Source organism: Mucilaginibacter gossypiicola (assembly GCF_900110105.1).
Lineage (GTDB): Bacteria > Bacteroidota > Bacteroidia > Sphingobacteriales > Sphingobacteriaceae > Mucilaginibacter > Mucilaginibacter gossypiicola.
The window spans coordinates 195176-213929 of the sequence record NZ_FOCL01000002.1; the positions used below are offsets into that span (position 1 = coordinate 195176).

Consider the following 18754-nt stretch of genomic DNA (forward strand, 5'->3'; position numbering starts at 1 on the left):
TGGTATACCGATCATTGGAAATATGGATATGGGGATATATCGCTCCACCGTTATGTCGAAACATAGTTACCAGGTTTATAATGATCGCTTGATAGTTGGGTACCTGGTTCCGCAGCTATGCGGTTATAGGATTACACTGATCGTCAGTAATAGCGCTATATGGGAACAAAGTTAAATCGTTCTAAAGTTAGACTGCTCTGCTGATATCGTTTTATACTGTTATCCAAATACCCAGCAACATAGCAACTCAGCTCTACCATTACTCAGCTACATTTTTATGATCGTTAAAATTCTTTCCTCGTCTGCAAAGTTCAGCGGCGTGGTTTACAATACGAACAAAATTGACCGGAATAAGGGAGAATTGATGCATGTGGCCAATTTTGGATCACTACAGGGGCTTAGCCGTTTAAGGCCGCAGGACTATGTCAATTACCTGCAAATGATAGCTGCCCAAAATACCCGGGTAAAGAAACCGCAGTTTCACGCGGTGCTATCCGCAAAAGGGAGAACCTATTCAAGTAAGGAGCTAACGAAAATAGCAATAGCCTGGCTGGATAAAATGGCTTATGGCAGTCAGCCTTACCTGATCATTTACCACAAGGACACCGATAACAACCACGTTCATGTGGTTTCTGTAAGGGTTGATAAACAAGGTAAAAAGATCAATAGCGCATATGAGAAACTGCGCGCTGTAGGCAATCTTAAAGAAGTACTGGGTGTAGAAAAGGCTTTGGCTTATACTTTCAGTACGCGTGCCCAGTTCTTTATGGTTATGGAAAATCTTGGCTTGCCGGGTAAAGAATTCGATGAGCGATTGATCACTGAAAAGATCAGTAAATACCAGCGGCCAATTGATCGGATTTCAGAATTGAGGGAGCTTTTCAAAGGGATCAAACACCGGACCGACTTTAAAGAACTATTGGCGGAGCAATATCAAATCGATCTTATATTTCATTCGGCCGAAGGCAAACAACCATACGGTTATTCGATTATCGATCACAAGCATCAATTGGTTTTAAAGGGTAGTGAAATCCTTTCACTGAAAGAAGTACTGGCAAGTTATGTACAAGAGGATATAGTTGTTTCTGCGGAATCAGAAAAAGAAGATCGCCGCCATGTCGCAGCTTCATTCATCCGCCCGGTATGGATCGCAGACGATGTAGACGACCAGCAAATTCATGGAATGCGCCGAAAGCGGCAAAAGAAAGCAAGAACCAATACGCGTTAAAAACTTTAAATCATGCTTATAATTATTGGAAACCAAAAAGGCGGTGCGGGTAAAAGTACTACGTCACTCGCATTGGCTAACTATCTCACATCGGCAAAAAAATGCCCGGTAACTGTTATTGATATGGATTACCAGCAGTCCTTATATCAGAAATTCGAGAAAGCCAAAATACTGGAAAATAAAGAGCCTTATGAGGTCCTTTCAGCCACGCTTGAAACCTTCCCTGTGCTTAAAGATGTACTGATAAAAAACAGCAAAGATGTTGTGTTGATCGATCTCCCCGGCAAGCTTGATGATGATGGTCTATTAGCTGTCTTTACTGCAGCTGACCTTTTTATCTGCCCGTTTGCCTACGATGAATTCACTTTTGAATCCACTATGTTGTTCACGCTCGTATTGCGGAAAGTGAACCCTAAAATTAAAATGGTGTTCATCCCCAACAGAATAAAGGCGAACGCCAAATTTGAAATCATGGAGGAAGTCAATGCACAGCTTTCCAAGTTCGGGGTAATTACAGATATCCTCCCGGATCGCATCGACTTTCAGCGCATCAACACTTTCCAAACACCTATTTCCCTTTACCCGGTAATCATCCCAGTTTTTGAAAAAATCTATGCTGATCATTTATATGGAAAACATGAAATCGCTGGCTGACCAGCTGAGACAGGAACTCATAAAACCTACTGAAAAACAAGCCAAAAAGCATCGCAAAGCTGAAAAGAAATTCGAGGCCGCCATACTTGAGGCGATTCTCGCATTTGACACCAGTACGAACAAAAGTATGGTACACGTTCGATTTGATGAAAGAACAGTAAGGACAATGAATCAATTTAAAATGGCCACCAGCGTTGACGTTTCCAAACTGGTAGCCTTTGCTGTCAAAAACCTGCTCGATACCCAACCCGAGATAAAAACAATCATTAAACACTTTATTCAAAACAACGATTTATGAACTGGTTTAAATTCATTCTTTGGCTTGGCGGCATTTACGCCGCCTATTATTTGATACTCATTGCGTGGGATCACCTGCGCAACCAACAGGATATTGAAGGCGACACAAACGAACTTTCATTCCATGAACAGGTCAATGCTGTACAGCTTGCACCTGAATTGTCAAGCGCCGACATCGCTTCTCCTATATACGCAAGCGGCGGCGTTTCTCTTAAAAGTATGTTTAATCTCTGCCGCGATGAAGCGGTAGAGTATATTAAACAGGTAAGCTATTGAAGAAAATTCTCCTTGTTCTGGCTTGTTGCTTTGCCGCCTGTTCAGTTTCGGCCCAGCCTGGAATTGCAGAAATGCAACAGGCACAACAGGACTTGAAATTTACCTTTTTCTCTGCTTTTGATTTATCGCTGATAGTTGCCGGTCTCTTCGGCATCATTGGCGGTTTGCGCATTTATAAAAATGCGCAAACGGGCACAGACAAATTTAGCGCGGATGTCGCCGCCTGGTTTTTTGCTGCCATTTTTATGACGCTTGCAGGAGTTTTTCTCCGTGCCATCTTTGGCATTTAGCAGCAACCGTTTTATTCATCCATCTTCCATCGGGTGTATCACTTACGGCGTATATCGTGATCTAAACGCCTGTTATCATACCCAGCCATTTTCTCCATTTGGCTTTAAAAGATCTCCGCCTCGATTTTTTTCTCCTTTTTAATGTTTAACAAAACAAAAAAACTTTGGGCATCAGCCGTGCTGCTTGCTCTTTCTGTGCCTGTATTCGCACAAAGTGGTGTAAATGGTTTAAATACCGCCACATCAACCCTTAAAACCTATGTCGCACCTGTAACGAACATTACCCTTGTTATCGGCGGTATTGTCGGCATCGTCGGCGCAATCCGAGTGTATTCCAAATGGAACTCCGGAGATCAAGACATCAACAAAGAGTTGATGGGATGGGGAGGTTCGTGTGTATTCCTTGTAGTATCCGCTTTGGTCATTAAAGCATTCTTCGGATTGTAATGGCCAGGAAATTTGCTGTTTATAAGGGGCTGCAGAAGCCCCTTATTTTCAAGGGCTTCAAAGGCAAGTTCATCTATTGGGGAATTGCCTCTTTACTCACTGGGCTTGTGGCCGGGGCATTGGTCATGTCATTAATCAATATGTGGCTTGGCGCATTCGTGCTTATCGGGAGCATAGTCGGCGGTCTGCTCTACACTGCATCTAAGCAAAAAGGCGGTCTTCACGCCAAAAGCCGAAATACCAACATTTTAATACTCAATCATTATGTCCGCAAAAAGCTTGTTTAACATTCCGTACGCGGGGGTTAATAAGGACGGCAAATACGATTTGCTCATCGGCTTATCAGGTGAGCATTCAATAGTTATAGAAATAAACAACTCCGTCACCCGCTATTCAGCCGATCCTTCAGGTTATGAAGAATATCATCATCTGTTAATCAATATCATCAAAATCCTTGGCGAGGGCCATCTGCTTCAAAAACATGATGTGATTAGCCGGTACGCCTTTCGGGCCAATGAAGCCAACGAGTATTTACAGCGTCACTACAATGAACATTTTGAAGGTCGGGAATGCCTCCGGATTTCAACCTATATGACCATTACCAAACAGGTAAAAAAAGGTGCTTTTTATACTTATGATGCAAAAGGCTTGAAAGACTTTTTACAGTCTATAAGAAAAGTGCTCGACGTCCTGCCCTCTGCAAGGGTAATGAATGAAGCGGATATAAACCTGCTTGTCCTGCAAATGCTAAGCATGGATTTCAAGAGTGGCAGCATTATCCTGAATAACTTGTCTCCTACAGAGACCGAAGTTAACCTGGGTGATCGTGCGATCCGTAGCATCAGCCTGGTCAATATCGACAGTATTGATCTGCCACCGGAAGTGTCTACACATATCGAGTTAAACGATAAGGAAACCACGCGTGGATTTCCCATAGATTTTTTGTCCTTTCTTTTTAAGGTTCCGGGTTGTGACGCAGTGGTATACAACCAGGTGATTGAAATTCCTAACCAAGTCATGACATTACGGAAACTGGAGCAAAAGAAAAAACGTCATGCAGGAATCCCGGACCCGGCCAACCAGCTTTGCGTTGAGGATATCGATCAATTGTTAACTGATGTGGCGAGGGAAAACCAGTTGCTGGTAAATGCGCATTTCAATATCCTGATCTGCGCTGCCAGGGAAACCCTGGACAAGGCAGCCAACTTTGTCGAAAGTTCCCTCTTTCAGTTAGGGATTATCCCCAGCAAAAATGCTTATAACCAACTGGAACTTTTTCGCACGGCATTACCTGGAAATGGTGGTGAACTAAAAATTTACGATTGGTTTTTGACTACGTGCGACGCAGCCATTTGTTTCTTTTTCAAGGAGTCATTACCCAAAGATGAGCCGTCAGATTTCTTGCTTCGATTTACGAACAGGCAGGGCATACCCATCGGGATTGATCCTGCCGATCTTCCCATGAGGACCGGACGCATCAACAACCGCAACAAATTTGTCCTTGGCCCCAGTGGTTCGGGTAAAAGCTTTTTTATGAATGCCCTGATTGAGCAATACATGCTTTACAACATGGATGTAGTGATCGTCGATACTGGTCATTCCTATTCTGGCTTATGTGCTTATTACAAGGGAAAATACATCACCTATACGGATAAGTCACCCATAACTATGAACCCCTTCAAAATAACAGAAGGGGAGTATAACATCGAAAAGAAAGATTTCTTGTGTACGCTGATTGGTGTTGCGTGGAAAGGAGCGGAAGGGACACTCGCTCCGGTTGAGCGTGATGTGATTTCCAATGTCATTTCGGCATATTACGCTACAAATTTCCCGCTAAACGGAGATTTAAGATTTGACACCTTCTATGATTTTGCACTCCAAAAAATACCTGAAATCAAACAGGAAGAAAGGATCGTTTTTGATTTCGATGAATTCCGGTATGTGCTGAAAAAGTTCTACAAGGGAGGTGAATTTGCTACCATGCTGAATAATGAAACGGATAAAAGTCTCTTTACGGAGCGGTTCGTCGTCTATGAAATTGACTCGATTAAGGAGTCGAAAATTTTGTTTCCCCTCGTTACGCTCTCGATAATGGACGTATTCATCCAAAAGATGCGATATCGTTCTGACCGCAGGAAAGCGCTTATCGTTGAGGAGGCCTGGAAGGCGATTGCCAGTCCCCTCATGGCAGGTTATTTACTCTACCTGTATAAAACCGTTCGCAAGTTTTGGGGTGAAGCCATCGTCGTCACCCAGGAACTTGGTGATATCATCGGCAATAACGTGGTGAAGGATAGCATTGTTAATAATTCAGATACCGTCTGCTTGCTGGATCAAACCAAGTTTCGTGATAACTATAATGAAATAGCCACTTTGCTGTCCATAAGCGAAATTGAACGCCGTAAGATCTTTACGATAAATCAGCTGGATAATTCGGAAAATCGGGGGCGCTTTAAAGAAGTGTATATACGTCGCGGGGCTATCGGTGAAGTTTACGGTGTAGAAGTGTCGTTGCATCAATATTTGACCTATACGACAGAGAAGCCTGAAAAATCTGCGGTAGAAAAATACATTGAAAGGTTCAGTGATTTTGGCCAGGGCCTGGATGCTTTTGTCGAGGATTTTAAATTGAGCGGTAAAACGCTACCCGCATTTATTACCCAAGTAAATCAATCTTAATATGAAAAAGATAATTATGACCATGTTTGGTTGTCTGCTGTATGCAACAATCTGGGCGCAGGAAATCGTCTTCGACCCAGCTGTTTCCGGGGCAATTGCAGTAAGCGCCTCAACTATAAACGGACAATTAAATACTACTAACAATAAACTCGACCTTATTCAAAAAGGTCAGCTGGCGGTTAGCGGGCAGTTGATCGTCGTCAACAATCTGCAAAATAAAATATATCAGGGTTTGAGCCAGGTAGCAGCTGTCATCAGCAGCCTAACCACCATAAAGGAAATAGCAGAGTGCGGCGCAGACATTGTTACTGATATCCAAAGCTCAATTAAGCTTGCACAATCCAACCCGGTGCTATTGCTTTTCGCCGAGCAAGGGGCTCGTGATTTTCAAACACGGGCGGCTATGCTGACGGCAGATGTAAGCGCCTTTGTTTTAAAAGGGGGGACAAATAACCTCATGGATTCAGGTGAGCGCGGCAAATTGCTTAACCATATTGCAACCGAAATGCGCATCCTCCGCGGTATCTCTTATGGTATGAACCGGGCCATGTATTGGGCGAAAATCGATGGCATTTTTCGCTCGCTAAATCCCTGGGCGGAATGGCAAAATCAGGATGTGCGGATTGCCAATGACGTATTGACCAACGCTAAATACCTGAAGCGATGAAAAAAATGATTTTCCTCGTTATGTTTTTGGGATCTAAGTTTGTTCTATTTGCCCAGCAAAAAACATTGGATATCGTTGGCATTCATCAACTGGTATCAGAATCTCAGTCGGAGAACAAATTACAGGTAAGCGCCAGAAATAAACAGGCCACGGTGAGTGCCAATGAACAGGCGAACCTTACCTTGCTCTCAAAAGTAAAAGCGACTTACCGGGAATTACAACAACGTTATAATACGTTAGGGACGGCTATCAATCTCGCGGAGATTGGCATTTATGCAAGCCCGATGGTCAGCCGGATCGTAAGTAACCAGGCACAAATTATCCAGTTGGTACAGAAAAACCCGGCCTTATTGGCTATCGGATATCAATCGGAACTACAATTCGTCATGCAGGCAAAAGACCTGATGGGCTATGTTACCGGACTTACTTTATCCTTAGGAGATGTAAACCAGATGAAAGCTTCGGATCGCAAAATGCTTTTCGATTACGTGATTTCCGAATTAAGTAATATTCAAAACTTGTCCGGCAACATGCTGAGCATGATGCAATATTCCAACCTGGCCTCCCTGCTCAAAGCCGCTAATCCATTTCAAAACTTTATCGATGCCGATATCAACATTGGAAAGGACATTATTCAAAACGCAAAATATCTCAAATGAGAAAGTGGGCATTATGCCTGCTGCTATACAGCGGTATGGCGCAGGCCCAGCAATATGTCGTCGATCCCTGGCATTTTGCTGCCGTATCACAAAATGCCGCGGTCAGGAGCACTGCGGAAGCTACGCATGATCAATATCTCGGCAAAATCAACAACAATATAACGGATCTCAATACCAACGTTGGGTCGGTGGTTTTGGCCCAAACGATTATTTACCGGTCTTTATCAAATGTAAACTCCGCCTTGAAAGATGGATTGGCTGTAAAGAACATGGCTGCTATCATTGCAGATATTACCAGTTATGTGCAACAGGCGCTCTCACTTGCCAAATCAGACCCTGCCCTTTTATTGTTAGCTAACGGTATTACTTCCCAGATGCGGACACGAGCCACCTTGTTGTTAAGCGATGTTTCAGGCTACATTCTCAAAGACGGGGATAACATTTTGGCCAATTACAGCGCAAGAGACGAACTCCTGCACAAGGTTACCCAGCAATTACAGATTCTTGATGGCCTGGCCTATGGTGCTTGGCGCGCAATGTATTGGGCAAAAGAACGCGGAATTATTAGTTCGCTCAATCCCTTCTCCGGCTTTATCAATCAGGACAAAACTTTTGTCAATCAGATTATTCAAAACGCAAAATATTTAAAACAATGAAAAGTATTATTTTAATGCCGCTGCTCATTTTACACTGGGTCAGCGGCTCCTTTGCGCAATCAGTTGTGCAGGATCAAAGCATCAGGTACCAACAGGAACGCATGGTTTACCTGCAATGGGATCAGAATAAATTTACCCCCAAAGCTGGGTTTCTTAGCCTTAACCCATACTACTGGTTGACCTGGGGACTTTTTTATCCCAGTTATCACAAAAAAGATTTGCGGCCACTGAGCGCATCCGGGCCTCAAACACAGCGGCTGGCTTTAGTAGGCGCATTAAACACAACTGATAATAAATACAAACTGCAATCAGATACCGTGAGAAATACTGCCCTTTCTGAGATCGCCAATCAATCTGGTTTGATCAGTGATGCGGATCCTTTGTGGTTGCTTTATTATAAAGGCCAACTTTCACCCGTAATAAACAACTCACCGTCCTCCATTCTCGCCGGGCTTTCGCCACAAGTTTCAGGAAAACTGATGTCCGAGGGCTTGTATAGCTGGTATAAAAACGAATTGGATATGCTCAAACAGCGGGTAGATGCGGCCCATTCCACTGATATGGATCGTGGCGCACGTATTCTGGCATATCACAGATACCTCATGGAATACCGGCGTCTTTCCGGTATTTGGGCCATCAGAACCGCCTCTGCGCAATCTACGCTTGATATGGCTGCGCAGCAGCAGCGCATTAAATTCAACCAGGTTGATGTCCCGGAGTGGACACCCCATGCAGATATCGATATCGCAAATAAAGTATTACAACATGTGCAATGAAAAAGAGAATATCATTATTCATACTGCTTTGCCTATTGGCACCGGCAGTGTTTGCGCAAACGGCAAATATTGACAATACGAAAACTATCGAATTTCTTCAGGGTGATGGCGTTTATGACTATGGAGTCATGTACTTTCTTAAGGGATTAAAGGATTCTGTATGGATCCATTTTGATTTGTTCATAAATGATGCAAAAGCCCTTGCCGCCATATTTATGATTATTTTTTTCGCTATCAAAAGCTACGAGATGATGGTTGGTGATAAGCAGTTGGAGATTATGCCATTGATGAGGCCCTTTGGCTTAGCGATGGTGATTCTTTGGTGGGGAATATTTGTCAAAGTAATTGCTTTCCCAACAGATGTGGTAACCAACCAGACAGAGCAAATGTTTAACAGCGAGCAAACCACCGTCAATAATCTCCGGCTAAATCGGGCTAACCTCATGCTGGCGGTTGCCAACTCTCTTTATACTTATCAGGCACAAACACAAGTCGCGGAAAAAGAGAGCGACACTTGGTACGGTCAGGCATGGGACTCGGTAACCAGTACAGTAAAACAGGGTATTAGTAGTGTTGTGTCTCCTTTATTAGAGCTGAAAAACAGACTACAAGTCGGACTGCAATTACTTTTTACACAAATGCTGGAATTGATTGGTATCTGGATATTGAGAATTGCAGTGTACGTTATTTTCATGATTCAAATTATTTACTCAACCATTTTAATCATACTCGGTCCATTTGCAGTTGCTGTAAGTATTTTGCCAGCCTTCAGAGATAGTTTTAGTACTTGGATCGCCCGTTTTGTCTCCGTGAACCTTTACAGCGGAATTGCTTATCTGATCATGTATTTAACTGGCCTGATGCAGGAATATGCAATGACCTCCGAAATCAGCAAGTATAAAGAACTTGTTGGTGAAAACGGTTTAGATGCTAATCTGGAAAAAATGGCTGTTTTCGCCGGCAACGGCTTATTGTCTTTTGGAACGGTCATCATTGTATTCCTAATCGGTGCGATCTGCATGTTTACGGTACCAAGCATCTCCACCTGGATCATATCAACATCAGGTATTAGTTCCGCCACTTCTACTTTCGGCAGGAGCGCCGGAACAGTTTTAGGAGTTGCGCGCCGCGCGTCCGGAAGCTTTATCTAATTATTCTATCATTCACCCAAAGGCCGCTTTCAAAAAAAAGCGGCCTTTTTTATTTCCACAAATCATGATTATAAAAAACATCGAAGCCAAGATCAGGCTTGCGACGATCATTGCCATTGGAAGTTTATTAACCTCACTATTAATCGTTGGAATGAACTGTCTTTATGCTTATAAGCTGGTTTCCAATGCACAAAAGAGCATTTATCTGCTGGATAATAATGTGCCGATCCTTGCCCGTCAAACCGATATGCAAATGAACCGGCCGGCAGAATACCGCGCCCATGTCGATCTATTTCATTCCCTTTTTTTTTCGCTGACCCCGGATGATAATTACATGGAGTATCAAATGAAAAAGGCTATGTACCTGGTAGATGAATCAGGGATGCAGCAATACAATAACCTCAAAGAGAATGGTTTCTTTAATTCAATCCTGTCATCAAGTTCTGTGCTTACCCTCCAAACCGATTCCATCGTACTGGACATGCCCAGGAAGTATTTCCGATACTATGGCAAGCTGAAAATAGACCGGCGCAGCTCAACGGTGATCCGCTCCCTGGTCACGGAAGGTAACCTGAAAGATATCCCTCGTAGTGACAACAACCCACATGGCGCGCTGATCACCAATTGGAAAACACTCGAAAATAAAGACTTACAAGATGTGGAAAAAAATACATTCTAACCGCGATCCGAGAGATACGCTGTATTCAGAAATACGCAAAGAGTTTGGCGCTTATTTCTTCATCGCGGGTGTCGTCTCAAAGCGCTTACTCAACGCTTACCCTAAAATTTTCCTGGGAGTAATGATTGTGCTCATGCTGGCATCCGCGACGCTGTCTTTTACAGTCTTCCGCCACCCGGAACCTAAAGCGACTCACGTAAAGGAAACGATTAACCCTGTCGGAGATGGGTTTTCCAAAATCCTGCAGACAGCTGCAAAGATTAAGGAGGGCCTGCGTCTTAAAAAACTCATTGACAGTCTTAGCGTAAGCAAGCAACTCTCATCGGCAGATAGCGTGTTGCTTGAAAATGCGCTTGACAGCCTGCAACAAATTCAACATTAAAATCATGAAAATCAATTTTAAACAACCCAAATACATCCTGCCTTTGGTGTTGCTGCCTTTTTTCTGCCTTTTTTATTATGCCTGGCATAGCAGCTTTGACAAACCAAAACAGGATATCTCTCCTAAAGTAGGCCTGAACCCAAGCGTTGGCAACGTATCGAATGATGTTCGCAAGCGGCAGCTTGCCGATAAACTGGATGCCTTCAGAAATACCTACAAACAGGCCGATGGTAATTCAGCTGTGGCTGTTATACCCAAAGAAGCCACAAGTAATCCGGCTTACCATAATGATTACTCCGAGCAGCAGAAAAGAATGCTCGATTCCATCGCGGCAAAAGCAAAATCACGCGAGATGGAGTACGGTACGATGAACCGTGAACGACAACTGGCCAGGATCATTAATGAAAAAGCTGCGCCAGGTCAAAGGAAATCTCTGCCACCAGATCCGCATGAAAAAGATCCTATGGAAGTCTTCAAACAGCAAATGGCAGTTATGGATAGCATCACCAAAGCAAATGATCCTGCCTACAAAGCTGAAAAGCAAAAGCGGGATGCCGCAGAAAAGATCGCTAAAGAAAAAGCTTCGCAAATTAAGTTTACCGTTGCGAGAGCCGGACAGTCTTCGGCGGATTTTAATACGGTTTTACCGGAAAATCGACAGGATTTCATCAGTGCCGTAATTGATGAAAATATTACTGGTTATGCAGGATCACGCTTGCGGCTGAAACTTCTGGAGGATATCAAAGCCGGAGACATTCTGATAGCCAAAGGCACCTATCTCTTTGCTCAGATCAGCGGCTTTTCCGAGCAACGGGTAACCATGTCCATCACTTCAATACTTTACGACAGTAAAATTCTGCCTGTAAAATTAGAGGTCTATGACCTGGATGGTATGCCGGGCCTGTATGTACCAGCTTCATCATTTCGGGAATTCACTAAGGACTTGGGCAGCAATACCGTGCAAGGTGTCACGATTGATGGCAGCTCTAACGGCAGCCAGTTCCTGATGAGCACCGTTGATAAGGTATTCCAGTCAACTTCTTCCGCCATTGCCGACCTAATAAGGAAAAATAAAGCCAAGCTCAAATACAACTCTTACATCTACCTCATCGATACCGATGCATTACAAAACGCTCAAAAAAAATATTAATATGAAAAAGTTACTGCTATACCTCTTCCTGCTTTTTGCTGCCTTTGCAGATGCTCAGGAAAAACTGCCGGTTGTGTATTTGCCGGAAAACCTAACCATCCATTTTATCTCACCTGAACCTGTCCAGTATGTGGACATATCGGATAAAAACCTTATTGGTGATCTACCGCTTAAAAATGTAATCCGGATCAAGCTGAAAGATTCCCTTAAAACGTTTACCGGCTCGGTGATTACCATAGCGGGGGAAAAATACATTGCCCAGTATCAATTATTACCTGGCTATCCTGGCGTTCCGACAGAAATAAATGTCAATCAGGCAGATACCCGCCCATTGGATATTTCCGGGATCGGGTTATCGCAAAACCAGCTTAAACTCCTTTGTCTGAAACTCTATACCGAACGCGCTGATAAGAAGCTGGATAAGGTGAAAGCTTTTGGCCTCAAAGGGCAGGTCAATCACATTGCCACTTTGGGGGATTATATATTTTTAGACATCGGCTTCAAAAACAAAGCCAACCTCAAATATGATATTGAGGATTTTCGGTTCAAGATCGATGATAAAAAGGTTACAAAAGCAACCAACGTCCAATCGGTAGAGATCAGTCCGGTGTTCGTGCTTTCCGGCGTGCCGTCATTTTCCAAATATTACCGCAACATTTTTGTATTTAAAAAAATGTCTTTTCCCGGCAATAAGGTGCTCCGCGCCGAACTCAGCGAAAAGCAAATTTCCGGACGGGTGATAGCGCTTTCCATTAACTACAAAGATTTGCTTGGTGCTGATACAATTGACTTTTAAAGCAATGGTTTATGGAAGAAACCCGTGAACAGCAGAAGTTGCATGGGTTCATGCAAGCTGCTATATACTTATCTGTCCTGCTTGAAGTCGTCATCTTCGTTTACCGCAAAGCCCCTTTTTGGGGCTTTTTTTTTACTCCTTTAGATAAGATCGCTCATATAGCCATTTATGATAGCCTTGTTTACAGCAAGCTCACCACGATGACACTCATGTGTCTGGTTAGTATCGGTACGCTGGCAAAAAAAGAAAAAGACCTGAACCCCAAAAAGCACATTGTTTACCCGCTTAGCCTGGGGCTTTTCCTGTTTTTCGGTAGCATTATTTTACAAGGGCGAACCTCCGCTTTTGCTTTTGCTTATACATCATGGTTTAACCTGGCCTATATTATTTCTTCATTCATAGGTGCTTTAATGACCAGTCTGGCAATGGATAATATTTCCAAGCTGATCAAGTCGGGGCTTGGTAAAGATCAATGGAATACAGAGGCCGAAAGCTTTATGCAACCGGTGGGTAAGCTCGAAACACCGTACTCGGTGAACATTCCCATGCTCTTTTATTACAAAGGCAAAGTCAGAAATGGATGGATCAATATTGTAAATGTGTTTCGCGGCACGATTGTCATTGGTACACCGGGTTCCGGTAAATCATTCTCCGTTATTAATCCGTTTATCCGGCAGCTGATTGCCAAGCAATTTACGGTATGCCTGTATGATTTTAAATATCCTGACCTCGGGCATATCGCATACTATCATTACTTATTGGCAAAGCAACAAGGGAAATTAAAGGGATTTACTTTCCATGTCGTTAATCTTAATGAAGTTGAAAAAAGTAGGCGAATTAACCCCTGGCGGGCTGATTATATCCGATCACTGGCTGATGCTTCCGAAACAGCCGAGGCACTCGTTGAGGCGCTCAAAAAAGGCGATCGTTCAGGTGGAAGCGATCAGTTTTTCACGCAGTCTGCCATCAATTTTTTGGCATCCTGCATCTACTTTATGAGCAAATTCAAAAACGGAGTTTTATCCAGTTTTCCTCACGTTTTGGCCTTGCTCAATTGCAGTTATGAAGAAATATTTAATGCACTTACCTCTGAACCGGAATTGAGGCCTTTGCTGTCTCCCTTTATGACTGCTTATAATGCGAAAGCCTTTGACCAATTGGAAGGCCAGATAGGAACACTAAAAATATTTACCAGCCGCTTAGCCACGAAGGAGACTTTTTGGATTTTTTCCGGAAATGACTTCGATCTGAAAATTTCCTCCAAGGAAAATCCCGCGATGTTGGTATTGGCCAATGACCCGAGCACACAGAATATCAATTCGGCCTGTTATTCAATCGTAGTTAACCGGTTAACCAAATTAATTAATTCAAAAGGCAATCTTCCCTCGGCGCTGATCGTCGATGAATGCCCATCCTTATATATAAATAAGTGCGATAACCTGATCGCAACTGCCAGATCGAATCACGTATGTGTGTGCCTGGGATTCCAGGAAATACCTATGCTCAACCAGCAATATGGCAAAGAAACAGCTGCGGTCTTGACCTCCGTGATTGGAAATGTATTGTCAGGATCGGTAAGAAATAAGGAAACCCTGGAGTGGCTGGAACGCTTATTTGGCAAGAGTAAACAAATTGGCGAAGGCCTTTCTATCGACCGAAATAAAACTTCGACCTCTCTTAATGAAAAGCTGGAGGCGCTTATTCCAGCCGGTAAAATAGCTTCATTAAATGCCGGTGAAATGGTTGGCGTCATCGCGGCGGATGCGCGCGAAACTTACACGGGCCAGTTTGAAACATCCGCAGTCAACTGCCGGATATCACTAGACCTGAAGGCGATTGCGAAAGAGGAAAAAGGATATAAGCCACTACCCACGTTCTACAATTTCGGGGATAAAAAGGACGAAATACTGCGTCAGAACTTTTCACGGATCACGCTGGAAATCCAACAAATGGTTAGCCAGTTCCGCTCATCATCCGCCCAATAAAATCATTCAATCTTAAAATCATGAACAATGAAAGCTTAAACGGCACGCTCGTCCTCGTGCGGCCGGATTTAACCGTAGACCCTGCGAATGGCCAGGGAAAAGTTGCCATCGTAACTTATGATCGGGTACAATCTAAAGAAGTGTATGTCGCACTTAACAATGGCAGCGAAGCCGTTTACCCGCCTGAGTTTTTACTCAAATTAAAAGATAAAAAAACTATTCTTAACGATTTGACGGCCAATGGCTCTACAATGCCACTTGCCAATTTCAAAGATTTATACAAGATCGGCTTGCTTTTGGAGCGGGGCACGAATACCGCGCACTGGCAGTCGCTTGAAGTCGCAGCACATAATCCCGGAATTTGGGATAAAGCATTGCAGCCCGCAAAACCGGTAGAGAAGCTCGGCCTTGAAAAGGCGCACTCGCGATGAGATCCATTATCGCCATGTGTATCGTTTGCCTGCCGCTCAAATCACTAACCGTTACATCTCCGTTTGGCTATCGTAGCCATCCGCTTACCGGAAAGCTTGATTACCACACCGGTATAGATTTTAGAGCGAATTACGATACAGTTTACGCGGTGCTTAATGGCGTGGTCCGGTCGGTAGATTTCACCCCAAATCTTGGGATGGCGATCAACTTACAGCATGGTGAATTGAATACCATTTACGGGCATTTGAGCAAATCCCTTGTCGCTCTAAAAGATACGGTCATTGCAGGTCAGCCCATCGCCATCAGCGGAGCCACAGGGCATGTAACCGCGGCACACCTGCATTTCAGCGTCCGCTATCAAAAGCGATACCTCAATCCATTGAATTTTCTATACCAAATACTAAAAATTACAGATCATGAGCAAAAATTTTAAACCATTGCACGAGCAAATTGCCAACAAACTCATCGCAGAATTGAAAGAAGGCACGTCGGCATTTCAAAAACCCTGGAACGATTCGGATGCACCCGCATTCACTATTCCTGTAAACCCAACTACTAATAAAAATTATCGCGGAATGAACGCGTTGTGGCTCTCCATGCAAGGCTATCAGGATCCGCGCTGGATGACATTAAAGCAAGCCGACTATGCAGGTTTCACTGTAGAAAAAGGTGCCAAAGCAACACTGATTAACTTCGTCAAAACCTCCAACATGGAAGCGATGCGGGATATCAATGGCGATAAAATCAAAGACGAAAATGGTCAAACCCAAACCCGTGTGACCGCACTTGATAAACCTTTGATCACCAATGCATGGGTTTTCAACGCGGAACAAATTAAAGGAGTGCCGCCACTCGCCGAATATCTTGCACAAAACAGAGCAGAACCGAAATGGACGCCCATAGAGAAGGCAGAAAGTTTATTGTCTGCGAGTGGGGCCAATATCAACCATGGCGGGAATGAGGCATATTATAACAAAACCAAAGATGCTATCCAACTGCCTTTCAAAGAACAGTTTGATAACGAAACCAAATATTATGCGGTCGCTTTGCATGAGCTTGGACATTGGACAGGACACGAAAGCCGCCTTAATCGTCCAATGGAAGGACGTTTTGGATCCGAGCTATACGCCCGTGAAGAGTTGCGCGCTGAGATCGCTTCTCTGATGATTGGCAGCGAGTTGCAAATTGGGCATAACTTCGGTCAGCATGCAGCGTACGTCAACAGCTGGGTAAAAATATTGAAAGATGAGCCTTTTGAGCTTTTTCGGGCATCTGCTGACGCACAAAAAATACTTGACTTTGTGCTTGACCTTGGTGAAAAGCGTGATTTAAAACAGGAGAACAATATGACGGAGCAAAAAGTTGTTGCTGAAAAAGGCGGTGAGACGACAGCATTGGCTAAAGGCGATGAAATCTCCTATAACAACAACGTTTACAAAGTGCTTGATCTGAAAGGTAAAACTTTTAAGATGGAAGATATGGAAGGCAATAAGTTTAACCTCAAACAAACCGATGGTCTTTACAAGTCGCTGCTAGGCGCTAAAAACAATCCGGCTGAGCAGCAATTAGTAGCTGCCGAAGTAAGTGAAGAAGTCACTGTAACCCGTAATAAAATTGGCCGATAAAATGGATGTAATACACTATAACGAAAAGATGCTTCCAATGCAGGATTTGGAAACCATCGGTCTTGCATCAGGCGGCCAGTTGCTGCTCAATGTGGATGATTTAAAAGCGCTATTATCAGGCCGGCGGACAGGTTTAATGCAGCTGCAAAATCTCGAAGCCGAGAACATTAAAATAAAATCAATGGATGCCAAAGTTTCCTTGAAGGCCGATGAAAGTGGCAAAATAAACCTATTAATACACCCTGTATATAAAAAGCCTGCCACGCCATCTTTCCTGGATGATAACGAGGCACAAAAACTCGAAAAAGGCGAAGTTGCTAACTATCTCAAAACTACCACTGATGATAAAGGCAATAAAAAAGAACTGTTGGTGGAGTACGATTCGGAAACCCGCGAGTTCATCATTTCGGATACGGAAAAGATCCTGGCACCTGATATGGTTAACCTCCAGTTTCTGACTGCTGCACAAAAAGAAAATTATCGCAAGGGCAAAGAAGTAACGTTGCCTGATAAAACTACGCTTGGCTTTTCAGCAACCGACACACATGGTATCCGGGCAAATAAGCTGGCATTGGTCGCCTCAATTTTAATCGATGGCGGTTTAACCTATGTGGTTTACAAAGGGTTAAATATGCTGTTTAATCAACAACGGAATGAAGTTGATGCTGCTAAGTTAAGTCCGGGTTATTATCATGCGGTTCAGGATGCTAATGAAAGTAAAAATCAGCACGTTCCCAACCAGGTCAATCGGACATATACCCGTGGCGGTTCACGGTAATGATTGATTATTTGACAAAATTGGGGGTTCCTCCAATAATTCAGGAATTTTTTGCTGCTGAGGAACCCTTCTTTGACTTCGGGGATCAACAGGAACATTTCAGTGAGGCGATACACCGCGTGCCCGCAACCAGGAATCTATGGACTGCGGGAAATCAGTTTGCAAGACAGGTAATCATCACTTTTTCCGCTTTGGAAGCTGTTGCATTCTTAACCCTGAATCAAGCGAACTATCAAAACTTCAATGAACTGCTTTTTATAGCAACGGGTGCAAGAATAAGTGATAGGCAGCTCAAATGGGTGCGCTTGAACCTAAAAGGCCGTGAATTTACGCTGGCGTTTGGCAATGAGTTGATTGGCAGAATCACCGACATCAAAGTGGCGGCCACAATCAGGAACAAACCGGTAAGGCTATACGTTCAGGCCGGTAAGGTTATTGCCCGGCTGAAAGAGCAAACAGCGGTTTTTGAAGAAGAAAAACTAAGCCTGTATGCTTTTGAAACCAGGCTTGGCATCCGGACAATGATCCGAACCTGTAAACCATTGAATCAACTTACCTTTTTAGACCAATTAAAATATGACTCATCAAGATGATATCAAGCTTAAACCATCGGTTATTTTTGCTTTTATAAAGGTATTGCCTTTGCTGGCCTTGGCATTGACCTTTTTGTTTTTAGCCTGGCAGCTGTCCGCATACTTCATTGTATTTAGTTTAGCTTTTACGGGCCTGGCGTGGTACCGCGTCCTTTATCTTAGAAATTATGAATATTTGATCGGTAAAGAATATATACGGATCAGCAGGGGAATTTTTTTTAAGCGGATCGATCAGGTAGAGATGTACAGAATTAAGGATTACATTATTACCCAATCATTTATCCTCCAAATCTTTCGCTTGATGGACGTCACATTGAAAAGTACCGACATTGAGAATCCAGTAATCCAGCTACGGGGGATCTCGTTATCAGATATTATTGAAACCATCAGGGAGCGCGTACAGGATGCGAGGAAAATTAACAAAATCATAGAGTTGAATTGAAATTCCCGGGATGTCCCATTTTTCAAAATGCTGTACTTTATCTTTACGAAAATGCAAACTTTATCATGATAAATTGTCAAAAAAGGCTTGATTAAAACTAAGTTTTTTAGTA

The 18754-nt window shown here is 43.4% G+C and carries 24 protein-coding genes; all 24 read left to right on the forward strand.

Annotated elements, in window-relative coordinates; all coding sequences use genetic code 11:
- Positions 1–277: 277 nt before the first annotated feature.
- The 24 genes from BMX50_RS06000 to BMX50_RS06115 all read left to right on the forward strand — a co-directional run bounded on the left by BMX50_RS06000 (position 278) and on the right by BMX50_RS06115 (position 18642).
- Positions 278–1228 (forward strand): relaxase/mobilization nuclease domain-containing protein, encoded by a 951-nt coding sequence (locus tag BMX50_RS06000; RefSeq protein ID WP_091209137.1) that lies wholly within the window; start codon positions 278–280, stop codon positions 1226–1228.
- Positions 1229–1240: 12 nt separating this feature from the next.
- On the forward strand, positions 1241–1882 hold the full coding sequence (locus tag BMX50_RS06005) for a ParA family protein (RefSeq protein ID WP_091209140.1): 642 nt from the start codon (positions 1241–1243) through the stop codon (positions 1880–1882).
- The gene (locus BMX50_RS06010) at positions 1866–2180 is read left to right on the forward strand and encodes a hypothetical protein (protein ID WP_143065098.1); all 315 of its coding nucleotides are present in this window, start codon (positions 1866–1868) and stop codon (positions 2178–2180) included. Before BMX50_RS06005 ends, BMX50_RS06010 begins: the two co-directional genes overlap by 17 nt.
- Positions 2177–2455 carry a hypothetical protein gene (locus BMX50_RS06015; RefSeq protein ID WP_091209145.1) on the forward strand — a complete coding sequence of 93 codons (279 nt, stop codon included), beginning with the start codon at positions 2177–2179 and terminating at the stop codon, positions 2453–2455. The genes BMX50_RS06010 and BMX50_RS06015 overlap by 4 nt, the downstream gene beginning before the upstream one ends.
- On the forward strand, positions 2452–2745 hold the full coding sequence (locus tag BMX50_RS06020) for a DUF4134 family protein (protein ID WP_244280874.1): 294 nt from the start codon (positions 2452–2454) through the stop codon (positions 2743–2745). Before BMX50_RS06015 ends, BMX50_RS06020 begins: the two co-directional genes overlap by 4 nt.
- Before the next feature lie 141 nt (positions 2746–2886).
- Positions 2887–3192, forward strand: a complete 306-nt coding sequence (locus tag BMX50_RS06025; RefSeq protein ID WP_073404471.1) for a DUF4134 domain-containing protein — start codon at positions 2887–2889, stop codon at positions 3190–3192.
- Complete coding sequence (locus BMX50_RS06030) at positions 3192–3479, forward strand: plasmid transfer protein (RefSeq protein ID WP_091209147.1); 288 nt, start codon at positions 3192–3194, stop codon at positions 3477–3479. Before BMX50_RS06025 ends, BMX50_RS06030 begins: the two co-directional genes overlap by 1 nt.
- Entirely contained in the window at positions 3457–5871 is a 2415-nt protein-coding gene (locus BMX50_RS06035; protein WP_091209150.1) for a TraG family conjugative transposon ATPase, read from the forward strand. Before BMX50_RS06030 ends, BMX50_RS06035 begins: the two co-directional genes overlap by 23 nt.
- A gap of 1 nt (position 5872) precedes the next feature.
- On the forward strand, positions 5873–6538 hold the full coding sequence (locus BMX50_RS06040; protein ID WP_091209153.1) for a hypothetical protein: 666 nt from the start codon (positions 5873–5875) through the stop codon (positions 6536–6538).
- Positions 6535–7197, forward strand: a complete 663-nt coding sequence (locus tag BMX50_RS06045; RefSeq protein WP_091209156.1) for a hypothetical protein — start codon at positions 6535–6537, stop codon at positions 7195–7197. Before BMX50_RS06040 ends, BMX50_RS06045 begins: the two co-directional genes overlap by 4 nt.
- A 35-nt stretch (positions 7198–7232) precedes the next feature.
- Complete coding sequence (locus BMX50_RS06050) at positions 7233–7853, forward strand: hypothetical protein (protein WP_244280876.1); 621 nt, start codon at positions 7233–7235, stop codon at positions 7851–7853.
- Positions 7850–8629 carry a hypothetical protein gene (locus BMX50_RS06055; RefSeq protein ID WP_091209161.1) on the forward strand — a complete coding sequence of 260 codons (780 nt, stop codon included), beginning with the start codon at positions 7850–7852 and terminating at the stop codon, positions 8627–8629. The genes BMX50_RS06050 and BMX50_RS06055 overlap by 4 nt, the downstream gene beginning before the upstream one ends.
- Positions 8626–9780: a TraJ family protein gene (locus BMX50_RS06060; RefSeq protein ID WP_091209164.1), complete on the forward strand. Its 1155-nt coding sequence runs from the start codon at positions 8626–8628 to the stop codon at positions 9778–9780. Before BMX50_RS06055 ends, BMX50_RS06060 begins: the two co-directional genes overlap by 4 nt.
- Before the next feature lie 64 nt (positions 9781–9844).
- Positions 9845–10459 (forward strand): conjugative transposon protein TraK, encoded by a 615-nt coding sequence (traK, locus tag BMX50_RS06065; RefSeq protein ID WP_091209167.1) that lies wholly within the window; start codon positions 9845–9847, stop codon positions 10457–10459.
- A complete protein-coding gene (locus tag BMX50_RS06070) occupies positions 10437–10841 on the forward strand; it encodes a hypothetical protein (protein WP_091209170.1) in 405 nt (134 codons plus the stop codon). Before traK ends, BMX50_RS06070 begins: the two co-directional genes overlap by 23 nt.
- 4 nt (positions 10842–10845) lie before the next feature.
- The gene (gene traM, locus BMX50_RS06075) at positions 10846–11991 is read left to right on the forward strand and encodes a conjugative transposon protein TraM (protein WP_091209172.1); all 1146 of its coding nucleotides are present in this window, start codon (positions 10846–10848) and stop codon (positions 11989–11991) included.
- A gap of 1 nt (position 11992) precedes the next feature.
- The gene (locus BMX50_RS06080) at positions 11993–12787 is read left to right on the forward strand and encodes a DUF4138 domain-containing protein (protein WP_091210333.1); all 795 of its coding nucleotides are present in this window, start codon (positions 11993–11995) and stop codon (positions 12785–12787) included.
- Positions 12788–12798: 11 nt separating this feature from the next.
- The gene (locus BMX50_RS06085; protein ID WP_091209175.1) at positions 12799–14772 is read left to right on the forward strand and encodes a type IV secretion system DNA-binding domain-containing protein; all 1974 of its coding nucleotides are present in this window, start codon (positions 12799–12801) and stop codon (positions 14770–14772) included.
- A gap of 20 nt (positions 14773–14792) precedes the next feature.
- A complete protein-coding gene (locus tag BMX50_RS06090; RefSeq protein WP_091209177.1) occupies positions 14793–15203 on the forward strand; it encodes a hypothetical protein in 411 nt (136 codons plus the stop codon).
- Positions 15200–15637, forward strand: coding sequence for a M23 family metallopeptidase (locus BMX50_RS06095; RefSeq protein ID WP_091209180.1), 438 nt, complete (start codon positions 15200–15202; stop codon positions 15635–15637). The genes BMX50_RS06090 and BMX50_RS06095 overlap by 4 nt, the downstream gene beginning before the upstream one ends.
- The gene (locus tag BMX50_RS06100) at positions 15621–16829 is read left to right on the forward strand and encodes an ArdC family protein (RefSeq protein WP_091209182.1); all 1209 of its coding nucleotides are present in this window, start codon (positions 15621–15623) and stop codon (positions 16827–16829) included. Before BMX50_RS06095 ends, BMX50_RS06100 begins: the two co-directional genes overlap by 17 nt.
- Before the next feature lies 1 nt (position 16830).
- Positions 16831–17607 (forward strand): DUF4099 domain-containing protein, encoded by a 777-nt coding sequence (locus BMX50_RS06105; RefSeq protein ID WP_091209185.1) that lies wholly within the window; start codon positions 16831–16833, stop codon positions 17605–17607.
- On the forward strand, positions 17607–18200 hold the full coding sequence (locus BMX50_RS06110; protein ID WP_091209188.1) for a hypothetical protein: 594 nt from the start codon (positions 17607–17609) through the stop codon (positions 18198–18200). The genes BMX50_RS06105 and BMX50_RS06110 overlap by 1 nt, the downstream gene beginning before the upstream one ends.
- On the forward strand, positions 18184–18642 hold the full coding sequence (locus BMX50_RS06115; RefSeq protein WP_091209191.1) for a PH domain-containing protein: 459 nt from the start codon (positions 18184–18186) through the stop codon (positions 18640–18642). The genes BMX50_RS06110 and BMX50_RS06115 overlap by 17 nt, the downstream gene beginning before the upstream one ends.
- The last annotated feature ends 112 nt before the right edge of the window (positions 18643–18754 follow it).